This window comes from Turicibacter sp. H121, assembly GCF_001543345.1.
GTDB lineage: Bacteria > Bacillota_I > Bacilli_A > MOL361 > Turicibacteraceae > Turicibacter > Turicibacter bilis.
Map to the genome: position 1 here is coordinate 577,501 of NZ_CP013476.1, position 15,136 is coordinate 592,636.

The 15,136-nt window shown below is 34.9% G+C and carries 17 protein-coding genes (1 of these 17 cut by a window edge); 4 read left to right on the forward strand and 13 right to left on the reverse strand.

The window, feature by feature from the left end; genetic code table 11:
• On the reverse strand, positions 1 to 209 hold the 5' portion of the coding sequence (cwlD, locus tag AT726_RS02905; protein WP_055245278.1) for an N-acetylmuramoyl-L-alanine amidase CwlD. 487 nt of this gene lie to the left of the window's left edge; the window shows 209 of its 696 coding nt (coding positions 1–209); the start codon lies at positions 207 to 209; the stop codon falls past the left edge of the window.
• Between the two features lie 89 nt (positions 210 to 298).
• The gene (gene cysE / locus AT726_RS02910; protein WP_055245276.1) at positions 299 to 802 is read right to left on the reverse strand and encodes a serine O-acetyltransferase; all 504 of its coding nucleotides are present in this window, start codon (positions 800 to 802) and stop codon (positions 299 to 301) included.
• Between the two features lie 153 nt (positions 803 to 955).
• On the opposite strand from cysE, the gene hdhA reads away from it, so the two are divergent.
• A complete protein-coding gene (hdhA, locus tag AT726_RS02915) occupies positions 956 to 1,744 on the forward strand; it encodes a 7alpha-hydroxysteroid dehydrogenase (RefSeq protein ID WP_068758965.1) in 789 nt (262 codons plus the stop codon).
• Between the two features lie 31 nt (positions 1,745 to 1,775).
• On the opposite strand, the gene AT726_RS02920 is transcribed toward hdhA, so the two are convergent.
• From AT726_RS02920 to AT726_RS02945, 6 genes are all read right to left on the reverse strand, one after another.
• A complete protein-coding gene (locus AT726_RS02920) occupies positions 1,776 to 2,615 on the reverse strand; it encodes a coiled-coil domain-containing protein (protein ID WP_068758966.1) in 840 nt (279 codons plus the stop codon).
• A 296-nt stretch (positions 2,616 to 2,911) separates the two neighbouring features.
• The gene (locus tag AT726_RS02925; protein WP_055244682.1) at positions 2,912 to 4,264 is read right to left on the reverse strand and encodes a glucose-6-phosphate isomerase; all 1,353 of its coding nucleotides are present in this window, start codon (positions 4,262 to 4,264) and stop codon (positions 2,912 to 2,914) included.
• A 4-nt stretch (positions 4,265 to 4,268) separates the two neighbouring features.
• Positions 4,269 to 4,640, reverse strand: coding sequence for a CvfD/Ygs/GSP13 family RNA-binding post-transcriptional regulator (locus AT726_RS02930; protein ID WP_055244684.1), 372 nt, complete (start codon positions 4,638 to 4,640; stop codon positions 4,269 to 4,271).
• A gap of 456 nt (positions 4,641 to 5,096) precedes the next feature.
• Complete coding sequence (locus AT726_RS02935; RefSeq protein ID WP_055275891.1) at positions 5,097 to 6,086, reverse strand: NAD(P)/FAD-dependent oxidoreductase; 990 nt, start codon at positions 6,084 to 6,086, stop codon at positions 5,097 to 5,099.
• Between the two features lie 285 nt (positions 6,087 to 6,371).
• Entirely contained in the window at positions 6,372 to 6,836 is a 465-nt protein-coding gene (locus AT726_RS02940) for a divergent PAP2 family protein (protein ID WP_055275893.1), read from the reverse strand.
• 31 nt (positions 6,837 to 6,867) lie between these two features.
• Positions 6,868 to 7,356 carry a phosphatidylglycerophosphatase A family protein gene (locus tag AT726_RS02945; protein WP_055244691.1) on the reverse strand — a complete coding sequence of 163 codons (489 nt, stop codon included), beginning with the start codon at positions 7,354 to 7,356 and terminating at the stop codon, positions 6,868 to 6,870.
• A 91-nt stretch (positions 7,357 to 7,447) separates the two neighbouring features.
• Between AT726_RS02945 and AT726_RS02950 the strand changes: the two genes are divergently transcribed.
• Positions 7,448 to 8,368, forward strand: a complete 921-nt coding sequence (locus AT726_RS02950) for a hypothetical protein (protein WP_055275895.1) — start codon at positions 7,448 to 7,450, stop codon at positions 8,366 to 8,368.
• Positions 8,369 to 8,430: 62 nt separating this feature from the next.
• On the opposite strand, the gene AT726_RS02955 is transcribed toward AT726_RS02950, so the two are convergent.
• On the reverse strand, positions 8,431 to 8,673 hold the full coding sequence (locus AT726_RS02955; RefSeq protein ID WP_055244695.1) for a NifU family protein: 243 nt from the start codon (positions 8,671 to 8,673) through the stop codon (positions 8,431 to 8,433).
• An 82-nt stretch (positions 8,674 to 8,755) separates the two neighbouring features.
• Between AT726_RS02955 and dapF the strand changes: the two genes are divergently transcribed.
• Positions 8,756 to 9,604, forward strand: a complete 849-nt coding sequence (dapF, locus tag AT726_RS02960; protein ID WP_055275897.1) for a diaminopimelate epimerase — start codon at positions 8,756 to 8,758, stop codon at positions 9,602 to 9,604.
• Positions 9,605 to 9,613: 9 nt separating this feature from the next.
• Here dapF and AT726_RS02965 read toward each other — a convergent pair whose 3' ends face one another.
• The 4 genes from AT726_RS02965 to yunB form a co-directional block, all read right to left on the reverse strand.
• Positions 9,614 to 10,408, reverse strand: a complete 795-nt coding sequence (locus AT726_RS02965) for a Cof-type HAD-IIB family hydrolase (protein WP_055275899.1) — start codon at positions 10,406 to 10,408, stop codon at positions 9,614 to 9,616.
• 45 nt (positions 10,409 to 10,453) lie between these two features.
• Positions 10,454 to 11,212: a TIGR01457 family HAD-type hydrolase gene (locus AT726_RS02970; protein WP_055275901.1), complete on the reverse strand. Its 759-nt coding sequence runs from the start codon at positions 11,210 to 11,212 to the stop codon at positions 10,454 to 10,456.
• A gap of 18 nt (positions 11,213 to 11,230) precedes the next feature.
• Positions 11,231 to 11,533, reverse strand: coding sequence for a YutD family protein (locus AT726_RS02975; protein WP_411039924.1), 303 nt, complete (start codon positions 11,531 to 11,533; stop codon positions 11,231 to 11,233).
• 586 nt (positions 11,534 to 12,119) lie between these two features.
• The gene (yunB, locus tag AT726_RS02980) at positions 12,120 to 12,968 is read right to left on the reverse strand and encodes a sporulation protein YunB (RefSeq protein WP_237297184.1); all 849 of its coding nucleotides are present in this window, start codon (positions 12,966 to 12,968) and stop codon (positions 12,120 to 12,122) included.
• Positions 12,969 to 13,284: 316 nt separating this feature from the next.
• Between yunB and AT726_RS02985 the strand changes: the two genes are divergently transcribed.
• The gene (locus AT726_RS02985; protein ID WP_068758967.1) at positions 13,285 to 15,117 is read left to right on the forward strand and encodes a glycoside hydrolase family 13 protein; all 1,833 of its coding nucleotides are present in this window, start codon (positions 13,285 to 13,287) and stop codon (positions 15,115 to 15,117) included.
• Positions 15,118 to 15,136 lie beyond the last annotated feature (19 nt).

Genomic DNA, 15,136 nt, shown 5'->3' on the forward strand with positions numbered 1-15,136 from the left:
TTTTTTGTCACCGATAGCACGACTTCTTTCTCAATAATTCCACTTTCTGATGAGGCTCCCCCATCTTTTCCACCATGTCCTGCATCTAAGATTACAGTTACTGCTTCATAATTATCATTTAAATTATTACGATATTCCCCCATGATTACTGGAATAAAGCTTAAAAATAATACGACTAAAAATAAAATTGTACCAATTGATTTCCTCATCCTCATCACCTTTGTATTACATTATTTTTTTACAAGTGTATGAGATTGAGAAATTAAATATAATAAATAATCCAAAATCAGCGATTTAATTACTTTTTCACTATACTTGGGACTCCTACTGACGTTTTACTCGGGGGAACATCCTTTAATACAACAGCATTTGCTCCGATTATACAACCTTTTCCTAATGTAATATTCCCTAATATTTTTGCACCAGTACCTATTGTAACATTACTTTCAACAGTTGGATGCCGTTTACCTGTAACATCGCCTCTACCGACTCCACCTAATGTAACTCCATGATACATTGTTACATCATCACCAATAATACTAGTCGCTCCGATAACGACACCTGTTCCATGATCAATAAATAATCTCTTCCCTATTTGAGCGGCTGGATGAATTTCTATATTAAGACAACATCTTACGATGAACATCATTAATTCTGCAATAAATTTTAAATGGTGTATATATAAAAAGTGTGCAATACGATACCAAAAGACTGCTTGCACGCCAGGATATAGCAAGATAATTTGAATAATATTTCTTGCTGCTGGATCTCTTCTTTTAATAGATTCAAAATACTCTTTCACGTCGCCTCTCTCCTTTTTTACTTGATTCCTATTATTATCGTATGAATCCCTCGATAATAATTGATTAGTTTTAGCAGGAAAATTAGAGGATATAAAACTGCATAAATCCCACATAATATAATTAACTTTAACCTATAAAGGAGAATCAGATATATGAAAAAATTAGCAAACAAAGTTGCACTTGTTACATCTGGTACACGAGGAATTGGACTACAATGTGTTAAAACGTTGGCTCAGCACGGAGCAACTGTTTATATTGGGGCTCGTCGATTAGAGGCTGCTAATCAAATCTGTCAAGAATTATTGGAAAATGGCTATGACGCTAAAAGTGTTTACTTTGATGCGACAAAAACAGAAACGTATGAGACTATGGTCAAGACAGTTATTGAAGAAGCGGGCCACCTAGATATATTAGTTAATAATTATGGGGGGACAGATTCAGAAACTGACTTAGACCTCGTGTCCGGAAATACTGAAACCTTTTTCAATACGATGAACTTTAATCTCAGTAGTGTTTATCTGCCTTGTAAATTTGCCATTGAACAAATGCTTAAGCAGGAAAGTGGCTCAATTGTGAATATCTCTTCGATTGGATCAATCTTACCTGATGTAGCTCGATTAGGGTATGGCGTTTCTAAATCAGCTATTAATTCACTAACACAAAATATCGCAATTCAATATGCGAAACATAACATTCGATGTAATGCCGTTTTACCGGGCTTAATTGCAACGGACGCAGCTCTACAAAATATGTCAGACGACTTTATTCAATCGTTTCTCAAACACGTCCCACTCCATCGTTTTGGACAACCAGAGGATATTGCTAATGCTGTTTTATTTTTAGCTAGTGACGAATCTTCTTTTATTACCGGTCAATTGTTAGAAGTCGCCGGTGGTTTTGGGCTTCCTAGCCCTTTATACGGCGAAACTGTTAAACAATAATAAAAGGTCACCTTTCATAGGTGACCTTTTATTATTTCTTTCTATTTTCTAATTCAACAAGTTGTTGACGTTGTTGTTCTAATTTATGTGCTAATTTTTGATTATGTTCCATTAATTTGGCTGTGATATCTTTTAATTGATTAATTTCTTGATTTTGTTCTTCAATCATGTGTTTCACTTGTTCACGATGATCAGCTTCTACTAAAGCTGCTAAAGCTTCTTTTAAATTGTCTGCCATTAAGTTTTCTAAGTACCAAACAACTTCTTTAGCTCTCATACGATAGATTTCAGGTAAAACTGTTTTTTCAATTAAGGTAGCCTCTAATTCTGATAATTGTTGATTTAGTTTTTCGATTTCATCTCTCATATGATTAGCAAGTAATGAGTTTGGAATTTGTTGATACTCATAACTCATTTTAGCTTCTTCAATAACACTTTCTAATGATGGAATAGGAGCAGGCTTTTGCTTATTTAAATAATATTTAGTTCCTTGTTGATATAGTAGATAAAAAATAACGACCGTAATAATAAATAATAAAATAACATATAAGAAATTCACATTAAATATAATTAAGGCATATGATAATAGAACACAGACAATTAAATCAATTAAAATGGCAACTCCTTTAAAATCTTTCAGTTTCTCAATAAGTCCATTGTAATCTTGATGCGCTTTATACTCTGAGCTATCATAGTATTTTGTTTCTACTGCTTTTAAATGTTCTTGCTCTGTAGCTGCAATTGTTGAATCTAATGAAGCTTTCTTTTTATCTATCTCACGTTTTACAATTTCAATTTCATTAATCATTTCATCTGTTAACCAAAGATTAGCGATCAGTTCATCTTTTGATAAGCCGTTAACCTCGACCATTTATATCTCTCCTTTTATCTTAAAAACAGTCAGTATTTCATTCATTTTTACATATTATGTCATACTCGAAATTATAACAACGTTTAATTAAAAATTCAATCATATAGATAGTATAGTCGCTATTTAGGTCATTATATGACTATTGTTTATAAAAATATAAAAAAGTCTATATTTTAAAGGATGTGCCTAATTCATTTTTCTTCCCTTGTTATAAGAGATAGTGCCCTATTTGTCATATTTTAACTAATAAAAAAGACTTTCCCATCAAGATGAGAAAGTCCTATGTTAGGATTAGATTATTTTAAACGAGCTTCTAATTGAGCTTTTAATTCTTCGTTACCTGGTTTTCCAAGTAATGCGAACATGTTTTTCTTGTAAGCTTCTACACCTGGTTGGTCAAATGGGTTAACGCCTAAGATATATCCACTCATTGCACATGCTTTTTCGAAGAAGTATACTAAGTATCCAAAGCTATAAGCTGATAATTCTGGTAAGTCGATGATTAAGTTTGGAACTCCTCCATCAACATGAGCTAATAATGTTCCTTGGAAGGCTTTTTTATTAACAAAGTCAATTGTTTGTCCAGCTAAATAGTTTAATCCATCTAAATCTGATTCTTCAGCTTCTAATACAACTTCACGAGTTGGTTTTACTACGTTTACAACTGTTTCGAAGATGTCACGACGACCTTCTTGGATATATTGTCCCATTGAGTGTAAATCTGTTGAGAATGAAGCAGATGCTGGGAAGATTCCTTTTTGATCTTTACCTTCTGACTCTCCGAATAATTGTTTCCACCATTCATTGAAGTATAATAATGCTGGTTCGTAGTTGATTAACATTTCGATTGTTTTACCTTTTGAGTATAATGCGTTACGGATAACTGCATATTGATAAGCTTCGTTTTCTGCTAAGTTTGGATTAGCATATTCAGCACGAGCATCATTTGCTCCACGCATCATATCCTCGATGTTGATTCCACTTACAGCGATTGGTAATAATCCTACAGCCGTTAAAACTGAGAAACGTCCACCTACATTATCTGGAACGATGAATGATTCGTATCCTTCGCTAGTCGCTAATGTTTTTAATGCTCCTTTAGAAGCGTCAGTTGTTGCGTAGATACGTTTATTAGCTTCTTCACGTCCAACTTTTTCGATTAATAATTTTTTAAATACGCGGAATGCGATTGCTGGTTCAGTTGTTGTTCCAGATTTAGAGATAACATTGATTGAGAATGTTTTATCCGCTAAGTATTCAACTAACTCTTGAACGTAAGTTGAAGAAATATGATGTCCTACAAAGATAATTTGTGGTGCTTTACGTGTTGCTTTATCTTGTAAGTTGTAGAAATGATTATTTAACGCTTCAATAGCTGCACGAGCTCCAAGGTAAGATCCACCGATTCCGATAACTAATAATACATCAGAATCTGATTGGATTTTTTCTGCTGCTTTTTGAATGCGAGCAAATTCGTCTTTATCATAATTTTCAGGTAAGTCAACCCATCCTAAGAAGTCATTACCTGCTCCTGTTTGTTCATGAATACGGTTGTGAAGTACTTTTACTAATTCATTCGCGTATTCTAATTCATGTGGCGCAACAAATGATGCTGCATTCTCATAGTTAAATGATAGGAATTTTCCCATTGTGTTAATCCTCCTTGTTAACCCTTGCTATTTTCTCGAGTGAGTCTCGAATCCAAATGGGTAAATGTTGGGCTAGTGGTGCAAATCCACTTGAAGTCTCAAAGTCAGACGCCTTCATACGATGATATCGGTAATTATTATTTGCAACACCCTTTAAACTTAACCGAGCTTGATGATTATCCGAATTAAATTTAAGGACTTTTACATCAATATATTGACCGATGTTAACAAAATCACGGATATCTTTCACATATCCGTCCGACAGTTCTGAGATATGAATTAATCCATTACAATCTTCACTCAATTGGACGAACGCACCATAAGATTGGATACCAGTAACTTTCCCTCGTACGATACTCCCTTCTTTGATTTTCATCGTTTACACCTCAGTTCATACATACCCTTTCATTATATCATAAAGTTTTTTCCATATAATCGATATTGTGAATTTTTTTTACTTTGGATTTATTTTTTTATGTATCATCGGTTATCTACAGGTAAAAAATGTAATAAACCCTTTTATATTATATTTCTATTAGGCTCTTAAAAAGATTCTGATTGATGTGTTCTATGATGCATCAATCTTATTTTTATACTAAGACTCTAGTTATCATATTAAAATTTATTTAGCTAATTTAAAGAATACTAGTAACTCAAACGTTACCTTGCTATATCAATATAACATGATAACTTGTACAATTTAAACTATTGTCTGTTTGATTATATGATTAATTTCTAAACATAAGTCATTCTTTTTAATCATCATAAAAGCCTTAGAGATTAAATTCATTCTCTAAGGCTTCTTTTCGTGATGCTCGATTCTAAGATGTTTTTATTTCATCATGGCAGAGCTATGTTTATGACGATGTACTTTTTCAGGATATGCATAAGCAATCGCTGCATTAATGGCAACAACCACTTCACCAAATCCTGTTGTAATCATTTTGATTTTTCCATCGAACGTACAAGCATCTCCCGCTGCGAAGATTCCGTTGATACTTGTTTGTTGGCTAATATCTACACAAAGTGCGTTTTTATCTAATTCTAAATCCCACTCTTTAATTGGTCCAAGAGATGAGATAAACCCATATAAAACGATAACTTCATCAGCATGCACTAATTTTGTTTCATTAGTTGTTACGTTTGTTAATTCAACAGCCGTGACACGTCCGTTTTCTCCAGTTAAGCCTGCAGCCACATATGGCGTTAAGATTTCTACATTTGAAGCTTTTAAGTTGTCAACGCTAGAAGCATGTGCTCTAAATTCATCGCGACGATGAACGATTGAGACATTTTTAGCAACTCCATCAAGCATTAATGCCCAGTCGACAGCTGAATCTCCTCCACCAAAGATAACAACGTCTTTTCCTTTAAAGGTTTCCATTGTTGAAACGAAGTAATGAATATTTGAAAAATCATTAGCATTGGCAACGTCTAATTTACGAGGTGTAAATGCTCCATTTCCAGCAGTAATAACAATTGAACGTGAATAATGGCATTCCTTATCCGTACAGATTTTGAATGTTCCATCTTCTAACTTTTCAACAGTTTGTACGTTTGTGTTAGTCACTACGTCAATTCGATCTTTAAACTGATCCATTTGAACTTTTAATTGTTCAATCATTTCACCTGCTTTAATTTTCGGATGACCTGGTAAATCATAGATGTACTTTTCAGGATATAAGGCAGCTAATTGTCCCCCCAGCTCCGGTAAAGCATCAATAATTTTTGTTGTCATTCCGTGCATTCCTGCATAAAATGCACCGTAGATTCCAACAGGCCCAGCCCCGATAATTGTTAAATCATAAATTTTTTCCGTCATCATCTTCACCTCTTTTGATTTGATTACTACTTGTATAGTCAGCTTGTATTTACGATATTTTACAGCTTTAACTTCCATGTGTTAAATATAAATTTCATTTCTGTTTATATATATAAGTCCCGATAAGTTTTTCACATCATGAAAACTTTAATCGGGACTATACACTGCCTTACTACCAACGTATTTTGATAACTAAGACTGATGATAAAAACATGAAATGCATTTTAGTTTATATATAGTATAACTAAAACCAACACTCAAAACAACTTTTTGACATTAAAAGTTCTAAATAACTCCTGCCATAATTCCATAGATAACGGCAACAAAGATTCCAAATAACGTTCCACAGAACGTTTCTAGTGGTTCATGACCTAACAATTCTTTAAAACGCTTTTGATAGGTTTCATCTTGAAAGACTGAGAGATTTCCTGTCTTCATTAAATCATCTAATAATTGATTTAACATTTTGGCATGTTGGCCCGCATGACGACGAATTCCCATCGCATCATAAATGACGACTGATGCAAAACAAAAAGAGATTGCAAATGCGGTTGAATCGATTCCATTAACGAATGCGACTGCTGTTGCAAGGGCAGCAACAAAAGCCGAATGTGAACTCGGCATTCCTCCCGTTGATAAAACAAGTGTTGGTCGCCACTCTTTTTTTGTAATCAAACGAAGTGGGACTTTAATAATTTGCGCTAATACATTAGCTAAAATTGCAGATTCTAATACATAATTAAACCACATTGTAGCTCTCCCCTTTTGCTAATAAGAAAAATTACACTTCCCGACGATGTGCGATTCGACTAGCGGCAGCTGCTGCAATAGCCCCGACTAAATCATCCATAAAGGTTTGACAACATCCTTCCGCTTTCCCTTTTTTATCAATTTCACCTAAAATTCCTGGTTTAAGCTTATCAATATAACCGTAATTTGTAAACCCAATCGATCCATAAACATTTAAAATCGAAAATGCAAGAACTTCATCGATTCCATATAAAGAGTAGTCATGATCGACCATTTCTTGTAACGGCTCTCCTAATAAATTCATTTCTGCCAATTCATCTAATCGAATGCCTGTTAGGACGGCATTTTGAACTTCTCGTTTTTTAAGAACAGCCTTGACGTTATGAAGGCAAACATCTAACGTTAATCCTTCATAATAGTTTGACTGTAGGAAATACGTTAATTGTGCAATTTGTTCCAGTGTTACGCCTCTCTCATTAATTTTCTGTATGACTAATTCTTCTAATGCTTTTTGATCCATCTTAAATTCATCCCTTCAATTATCATATTTATATGTCACACCCGCATAGATATAGATTAGATACTTATTTTAAAATTTGAGGATGATCCGAATGAAGGAGCTAATTAATTGGTATTATCAACTCCAAATTGACCATTTAGAACAATTAAACGATATCTATTATACGAAGTTAGGTGACCGTTACATTTATATTATATCAGTTGGAAAAGAGAAAAATACAATTTTTTTCCATCTTCTACAATTTTTACAGTATAGTACGCAGCAACGAATTCTATTATCAAAGGATAATACAACGACAGTGTTATTCGAGGGAGAACACTACTATGTGTTAGAGTCGACTGTCATACTACATGATTTTATCGACATTCGCACACTACAGATTCCAATCATTTATCCAGAACCGTATGCACTTGCCCCTGAATTAAAAGAGCGTTGGACAGCCAAAAATCGATTACATGAAGAACAATTGAACGTCTTAATCGATCAACTATCCGCAGATGACCGACTCTTATTCTTCGACTTGGCTACTTATTATATTCATCTAAATGAGCAAGCTTATACATTTATCAATGAACTGATAGAGGTCAAGTACCCTGTTTCTTTATGTCATATGCGCCTGACTCCAACCAGTTATAAATTTGAATGTTTCTGTCCTAAGCTATTGACTTTAGATAATAAGTCTCGCTGCTACTGTGAATATATTCGTCACCTCTATTTAATGAATCAGGATTTAGTTCAAGTCCGATCATTTGTTCAAATTGTGAATCAAGTTAATCCACTTAGCCAAGAAGAATGGAAGCTTTTATATGCAAGATTATTTTTCCCTACTCAGTTTTACGATGCATTATTTAGCTTAAGAGAAGGTGAAAAAGTCAATATTCCATTAATCTACGAGCAAGCACTTAGCTATGCTAAATTACTCTATCAATTACCATATGAAGTGTATCGAAGCAATTTAATCGAACTTCGTATTCCTGAATGGGTCAAAACGGAGGCATTGTCAAAAACTTAAATAAAATGGTAAAAAAAGAGGCCCTACTCGAATATAACTAGTAGAGGACCTCTTTTTTACTATTATGCTAAATATTCTTCAATATTTTCAACGCCAATAACACCAGGAACTTCTTCTAATAGAATTTGTTCAATTCCGTCTTTTAACGTAGAGTCCATTGAGGCACAACCAACACACGCACCTAACATTTGCACATAGACAATTCCATCTTCAAATTTAACATATTCAACATCCCCACCATCGCGTTGTAAGTAGGGTCTTAATTTTTCTAGAATTTCAACGATCTGTTTTTCTGTTTCGTTCACTTCGATCACCTCATTAGATACTAGTTAAATTATAAAACGTAGCCCTGAAAAAGTAAACAGATATACATAAGGAGGAATACCTTTGCAACCTATTTTTTTCACTAAATTATCGACAATTGGCAATAACTATTTAATTTTAAATTATCTTGAACAGCCAGAGCTCTCTTTAGATTATGCCAATTTAGCTAAACATATAACTAATCCTCGAACTGGAATTTTAGCAGATGGAATCATTATCTTGCTTCCATCTCAACTTGCTGATTTTAAAATGATTATTTATAACCGAGATGGTTCTCGTGCTAAAACATGTGGAAACGGATTACGGCTCATCGGGCATTATTTATTAGAGATTGAACGCTTTAATCAGCCTCAAATCAAAATCGAAACTGACGCTAACGTTTCCATTTTAACACATGAAGAGGATTTAATAACTGTTGATTTAGGATTGGCCCATTCACTCATCGATCCTTGTCACCCCCTTTCCCTAAAAAGTCAAGTGACTGACTACTGCGGGGATATTGAAACACCATATGGAATTTGGCAAGTAGATATGATTTCCATGGGAAATCCTCACTTTATCATTTATACTGATGATGACCACGAGGCATTTGAGGAAGAAATGGAACGAATTTCAAAAAATTATGATGTTAATGTTGGGATGTTAACAGTTATTAATTCAAATGAATTATTATTAACCACTTACGAACGAGGGTCTGGTTTGACTAGTGCTTGCGGGACGAATGCGGCTGCCGCTGTGGCGAGTGCAGTGGCGAGACGACAAGTGAATCCATATGAATTGATTACGGTACATTTACCAGGCGGTGATCTTTATTTAAAATGGAATGAAGAGGCACATCTTTTAGCAACCGGGCGTTGCACTAAAACTTGTTGCGGAACTTACTTTTTTGAAGATGAAAAAAAGGACTTTTAAAAGTCCTTTTTATATTAGAATGTATTTTTCAATTCCAGTGGCTACGCCATCTTCTAATACACTATCTGTGACTTGGTGCGCATAGGATTTGACTTCGTCACTTGCATTTCCCATAGCAATCCCGCATCCAACAATTGATAACATTTCGATATCATTTTTCCCATCACCAAATGCATAGCTTTGTTCAACAGGAATACCTAAATGTTTAAGTGCCGTTAGGATACCTGTCGCTTTTGTGTTTTTCTTTGAATAAAGTTCAAACATACGCTCACTAATGCTATGAACATAATCATATTCAGGGTTTTGTTCAACGAGTGATAAACAATATTCCATGGCTTCATCGTTTGGACAAAGCAGTTCAATTTTTTGTGTCTGAACATCTTCTAACTGATAGTCACTAACTAAATAGTTTCGTGAAACACCGATGTTATCAAAAAATTGATAATATTCTTTATATTCATCTTTCATGTACGAATAGCAATCGCTTTGTAACATGTACTGGATTTGACGTTGTTCGAATTCTGCTGTGGCATTTTTTACAAAGGTGGGATCAAGTGGCTCTTTATAAATGGTTTCATTTCCAATCATTACTTGTGCTCCATTGGTTAAAATATATCCATCAAAACCAAAAGATAAAATGGCTTCACTTAAAAAAGCATACGGTCTGCCAGTGGCAATGAAAGCATAATGACCTTCTTGTTGTAAGCGACGAATGGCCTGTTTGACCTGATGACTTAAATCAATATGACCATTGATACAATCAATGAGTGTTCCATCAATATCAAAAAAGATAGCTTTTTTCATATTTAATCCCCCTCTAGACATAGAAAAATCCCTCTCGGGCTTTTATTAAATTGTAAATTCTGTTAAGTCTTTTAAAACATGTGTGGGTTGTGTGTCATAACTCATCACTTCTTCTCGTGTTGAAACACCACCTTCGATATAAATGGTCGGAACGTTTGCATTAATTCCAGCTAAAATATCTGTAAAATAATTATCTCCAATCATCGCGACTTCTGCAGCGGGAAGGTTAATTAATTCTAATGCTTTTTCCATAATAATACGTTCGGGTTTTCCGATGAAAATTGGATCGACTCCTGTTGAAACAGAGATGACTGATGTCAAAGCCCCATTTCCAGGTAATAAACCACGCTCAGTCGGAATGGCAACGTCACCGTTTGTTGAGATGAATGTTGCTCCATTACGAATAGCTAAACAAGCTAACCCTAGCTTTTCATAGTTGATGTCACGATCTAAGCCAATAACCACATAATCAGGATTTTCACTGGTAATCGTTAATCCTTTTTCAACTAAGGCTGTTTCAAGTCCAATTTCACCAATCATATAGACTTTTGCATTTGGATTTTCATCGTAAATATATTGGGCTGTTGCCATTGATGGCGTATAAACTTGTTGTTCAGTGACCGGATATCCTAAGTCCGCTAGAACATCAGCCACCATTTGCGGTGTTTTTGTACTATTGTTTGTTAAAAATAAATATGAGATTTGTTTTTCGTGTAAAGCTTTAACAAATTCTAATGTTTCTTTAACGACTTTTGTTCCATGATAAGCTGTTCCATCTAAATCAATTAAATATCCTTTATACATAAGTCTTCCTCTTTCTTGCTATTTCTTCGATGTTGTCCATTCTTCTGAGTGTTGTTTTGGCACGATTTTTTCTACCACATAATACGGGCATCCATATGCACAATACTCAGCGATATATTCTGGAATCGTGACACATTTTAAATCTAAAGGAACGTTTTTACGTTCATTGTAGTAAAATCCTTTTAATCGAAGTTGTCCGCCTGAGAAATCTCCCACAATGACATCATATTTCTCTAAAATTTCTGTTAGTTTTTGATAAAATAATTCTTCGTCAAATTCTACGAGATGTGTTTTCACCACTTGATAACGATAACGACTCACAATCATCACCTCTTTTTTTACTATATAAATATTAAAGTATCTGTTACAATTCTGTATCAATCTGAATTCCTTAACCACTTTAAAGGGGGTTCCCTATGCTACGTAACAAAGTTCGTAGCTTTCCCCAATTGATAGGGTATGGGTCCCCTATGCCATGTGGCTCACTCAAAGAGTGAGATCATGGCTATCCTCCTCTGATAGGGCTTAAGTTCCCTGGCATTTTCGAAGAAAATGTTTCCTCAACTGCTAGGGTATGGGGTCCCTTATCCTACGTAACGAAGTTCCTAGCTTTGGCCAATTGATAGGGTATGGGTGCCCTATGCCATGTGGCTCACTCAAAGAGTGAGATCATGGCTATCCTCCTCTGATAGGGCTTGGGTCCCCTAGCATTTTTGAAGAAAATATATCTACCACTGGTAGGGATTTAAAAGTTTTTTGATGTAAAAACTTTTGTGGACTTATATATTTATCCAATAGTTTTATTTTATCATAAATGATCTAAAACCTCCATTATTTGCAAAGGCAAATATCGTCTCTTATTTGTGAGAGAATGTGACCTATTTGATGATCTTCATCTATCGTTAACCTATTCTAATAAAATATTCTCCATACCATTTTGTACGCTTTGTTCAGGAGAAGCATTTGGCGGAGGTGTCTGTGTTTCATTTGTTTTTCCTGATTCATTCGTGAATGGACTAAGAGGTGAAGCACTACTGCTTCCAATATAGTAGTATTGCGGTGTTTGTCCAGTAATCATTTTAATGACGAGCGGACTAGAAACAGTGACAGTCGTTTCCTCTGATTTAAAAGGTAATGTTACTTTTAATCTAACAGTAACTTTTAGTAAAATCTCAAGCATCGCATTATTGATGCCATACGGTTGAACACCTGTCTCGATGTCAGTCACTGCATTGCCTATAATCTTAGCTGAAACCGGAAATCGTGGCCCATATTCATGAAAAAGTGAGAGGTTAAACGCAGCCATTAAAGGGACAGAGAGTAAGATTCCATCTTCATACGGTCCGCCATAAATCGCATCTAATCCAAGTTCACTTAAATCTCCATTTTCAACAAGTAATAACTTCTCCTCTACTTGATGCGTCGCCGAGACGAGCAAACGGTTAAGTTCAGGCGTATTAATATAGACACTGCTGACATAGCCTTCATCATTTTCTTCAAAATGAATGACATCCTCTACTTTAAACGAGACTAAGTCGCTGCTCCCAATGGCTTCTTTTATAATTAAAGTTGCAATATTAACCGTTTGTTTTGAAGCATAACTCATCACAATTGTATAAATATTACTGTAAACAAAATGAGCTGTATAAATGAATCCCCCTATGATTGACATAGCAATAATTCGTCGTTTCCACTTTTTAAAATAATTCGTTGTTTTTTTTCTTCTTCGTGATCGTCTTCGCATTCGTTTCGTCATTTTTTACCGCCGCTCCTTCGTTGAATTTTTTACCAAAATAAAACCGGTTACACCAATAAACTCCATTGTGATTGCATCCCCCTAATGGCATAATGTAAGGGGTTCCCTCGAGGACCCCACCGCTAAACAAAATGAAGAAAGTCCTCAACTGGTGGGGCAATCATACATTTATTACGTGATTCTATTTTAAATAAAAATAAAACTCTTAGCTTTCCACTATGGGGGATATAAGGAGGCATCCTTGCATCAGTAATAAATGTATATTCGTAACTCGAGCAGGCTTGAACTGTTTTATCTGCAAAAGGAGTGAAAAGTAATGAACTTACATGCAATTTATCATCGACCAAATCAAAATTATGCCTATTCATACGACTTAGAAACGATTCATGTACGATTACGTACCGCCAAAAATGATATCGAGCAGGTTACAGTCCGTTTTGGCGATCCTTATCATTGGATGGCCGGTGGCGGAGGTGGAAACCTAAATGCCGAAGGAGCACAAGGTTGGATTAGCCACGAAATCAAGATGAAAAAAGAAGCATCCACCGATTTATTTGATTTTTGGTTTGCTGAAGTCAAGCCGGAATTCAGACGTATGCGTTACGCCTTCATCCTTGAAAGTGAAAAACAACGAATTTTATTTGGTGAAAAAAAAATCGTCCCACTAACTGATGATGACGACTTAAACTATCCTTATTTGAATGAAATTGGAAATTTCTTCTGCTTCCCGTTTTTAAATCCAGCTGATATTTTTAACGCTCCAGAATGGGTTAAATCAACGATTTGGTATCAAATTTTCCCTGAACGATTTGCGAATGGAAATCCAGCATTAAATCCTGATCATACAGTAGAATGGGGAAGTATTGATCCAAAGCACGATACATTCTATGGGGGTGATTTAGAAGGGGTGATTCAAAATCTTGACCACTTACAAGAGCTTGGAGTTAATGGTATCTACTTCTGCCCTATTTTCAAATCACCATCAACACATAAGTATGATACAACAGACTATTTTGAGATTGATCCACAATTTGGTGATAAGGCAACATTTAGAAGACTTGTGAAAGAAGCTCATCAACGCGGAATGAAAATTATGTTAGATGCCGTGTTTAATCATTGTGGCTGGGAGTTTCCTCAATGGCAGAATGTCTTAAAATATGGTGAACAATCAACATATAAAGACTGGTTCCATATTCGAAAATTCCCATTAATAGAAAATGACTTTGATCCATTAACACAACCAGGTGGATTAAATTATGATGCTTTCGCATTCGTTCAAAATATGCCCAAGTTAAACACAGAAAATCCTGAAGTTATCGACTATTTCTTAGAAGTTGGTCGTTACTGGATTCGTGAATTTGATATTGATGGTTGGCGCTTAGATGTGTCAAATGAAGTTGATCATACATTCTGGCGCTTGTTTAGAAATGCTGTTCGTGAAGTAAAAAAAGATGTTTATATTTTAGGAGAAGTGTGGCATGATTCACAGCCATGGTTAAACGGTGATCAATTTGATGCCGTCATGAACTATCCACTAGGAGATGCTATTTTAAACTATGTCGCTCAAAATAAAATTAATTCCTCACAGTTTGTGGTTGCAATTAATAAGGTATTGACAAACTATGCAAAAAACGTGAATGAAGCTGCGTTTAACTTACTTGATAGCCATGATACTCAGCGTTTATTAACAGTTTGTGGCGGAAATAAAAAGAAAGCTTTACTCGCCTATACTTTATTAATGACACAAGCAGGGACACCATGTATTTATTACGGTAGTGAAATTGGACTAGATGGTGGGGCTGATCCACTTTGTCGAAAATGTATGATTTGGGATAAGGACTCTCAGGACCGAGAAATGTTTGATTATTTAAAGCAACTTATCCATCTTCGAAAAACATACAAAGCTTTAAGTTCTTCTGAATTAGAATGGATACAAGCTAGTGATACTGGTTCTTACCTTATTTTTAAAAAACAATTAAATGATGAAATCATTTATGTCATATTAAATAACAATAACAAATCTCAACTCATTAATTTATCTTCTTTACCAGAAGGTGTGTATACTGAATTGTTGACTAACACAGAAGTAAGCATGAAGGCTACATTACCAGTGAAACCTTATACTGCTTGGATTCTTAAGAAAATTTAAGAATGTTGCGGGGAGAACA

Excerpts from the sequence above, each read along its gene's own strand:
- hdhA (WP_068758965.1), top strand. The coding sequence starts at position 956 with ATGAAAAAATTAGCAAACAAAGTTGCACTTGTTACATCTGGTACACGA.
- AT726_RS02920 (WP_068758966.1), bottom strand. The coding sequence starts at position 2,615 with ATGGTCGAGGTTAACGGCTTATCAAAAGATGAACTGATCGCTAATCTT.
- AT726_RS02925 (WP_055244682.1), bottom strand. The coding sequence starts at position 4,264 with ATGGGAAAATTCCTATCATTTAACTATGAGAATGCAGCATCATTTGTT.
- AT726_RS02930 (WP_055244684.1), bottom strand. The coding sequence starts at position 4,640 with ATGAAAATCAAAGAAGGGAGTATCGTACGAGGGAAAGTTACTGGTATC.
- AT726_RS02935 (WP_055275891.1), bottom strand. The coding sequence starts at position 6,086 with ATGACGGAAAAAATTTATGATTTAACAATTATCGGGGCTGGGCCTGTT.
- AT726_RS02940 (WP_055275893.1), bottom strand. The coding sequence starts at position 6,836 with ATGTGGTTTAATTATGTATTAGAATCTGCAATTTTAGCTAATGTATTA.
- AT726_RS02945 (WP_055244691.1), bottom strand. The coding sequence starts at position 7,356 with ATGGATCAAAAAGCATTAGAAGAATTAGTCATACAGAAAATTAATGAG.
- AT726_RS02950 (WP_055275895.1), top strand. The coding sequence starts at position 7,448 with ATGAAGGAGCTAATTAATTGGTATTATCAACTCCAAATTGACCATTTA.
- AT726_RS02965 (WP_055275899.1), bottom strand. The coding sequence starts at position 10,408 with ATGAAAAAAGCTATCTTTTTTGATATTGATGGAACACTCATTGATTGT.
- AT726_RS02970 (WP_055275901.1), bottom strand. The coding sequence starts at position 11,212 with ATGTATAAAGGATATTTAATTGATTTAGATGGAACAGCTTATCATGGA.
- yunB (WP_237297184.1), bottom strand. The coding sequence starts at position 12,968 with ATGACGAAACGAATGCGAAGACGATCACGAAGAAGAAAAAAAACAACG.
- AT726_RS02985 (WP_068758967.1), top strand. The coding sequence starts at position 13,285 with ATGAACTTACATGCAATTTATCATCGACCAAATCAAAATTATGCCTAT.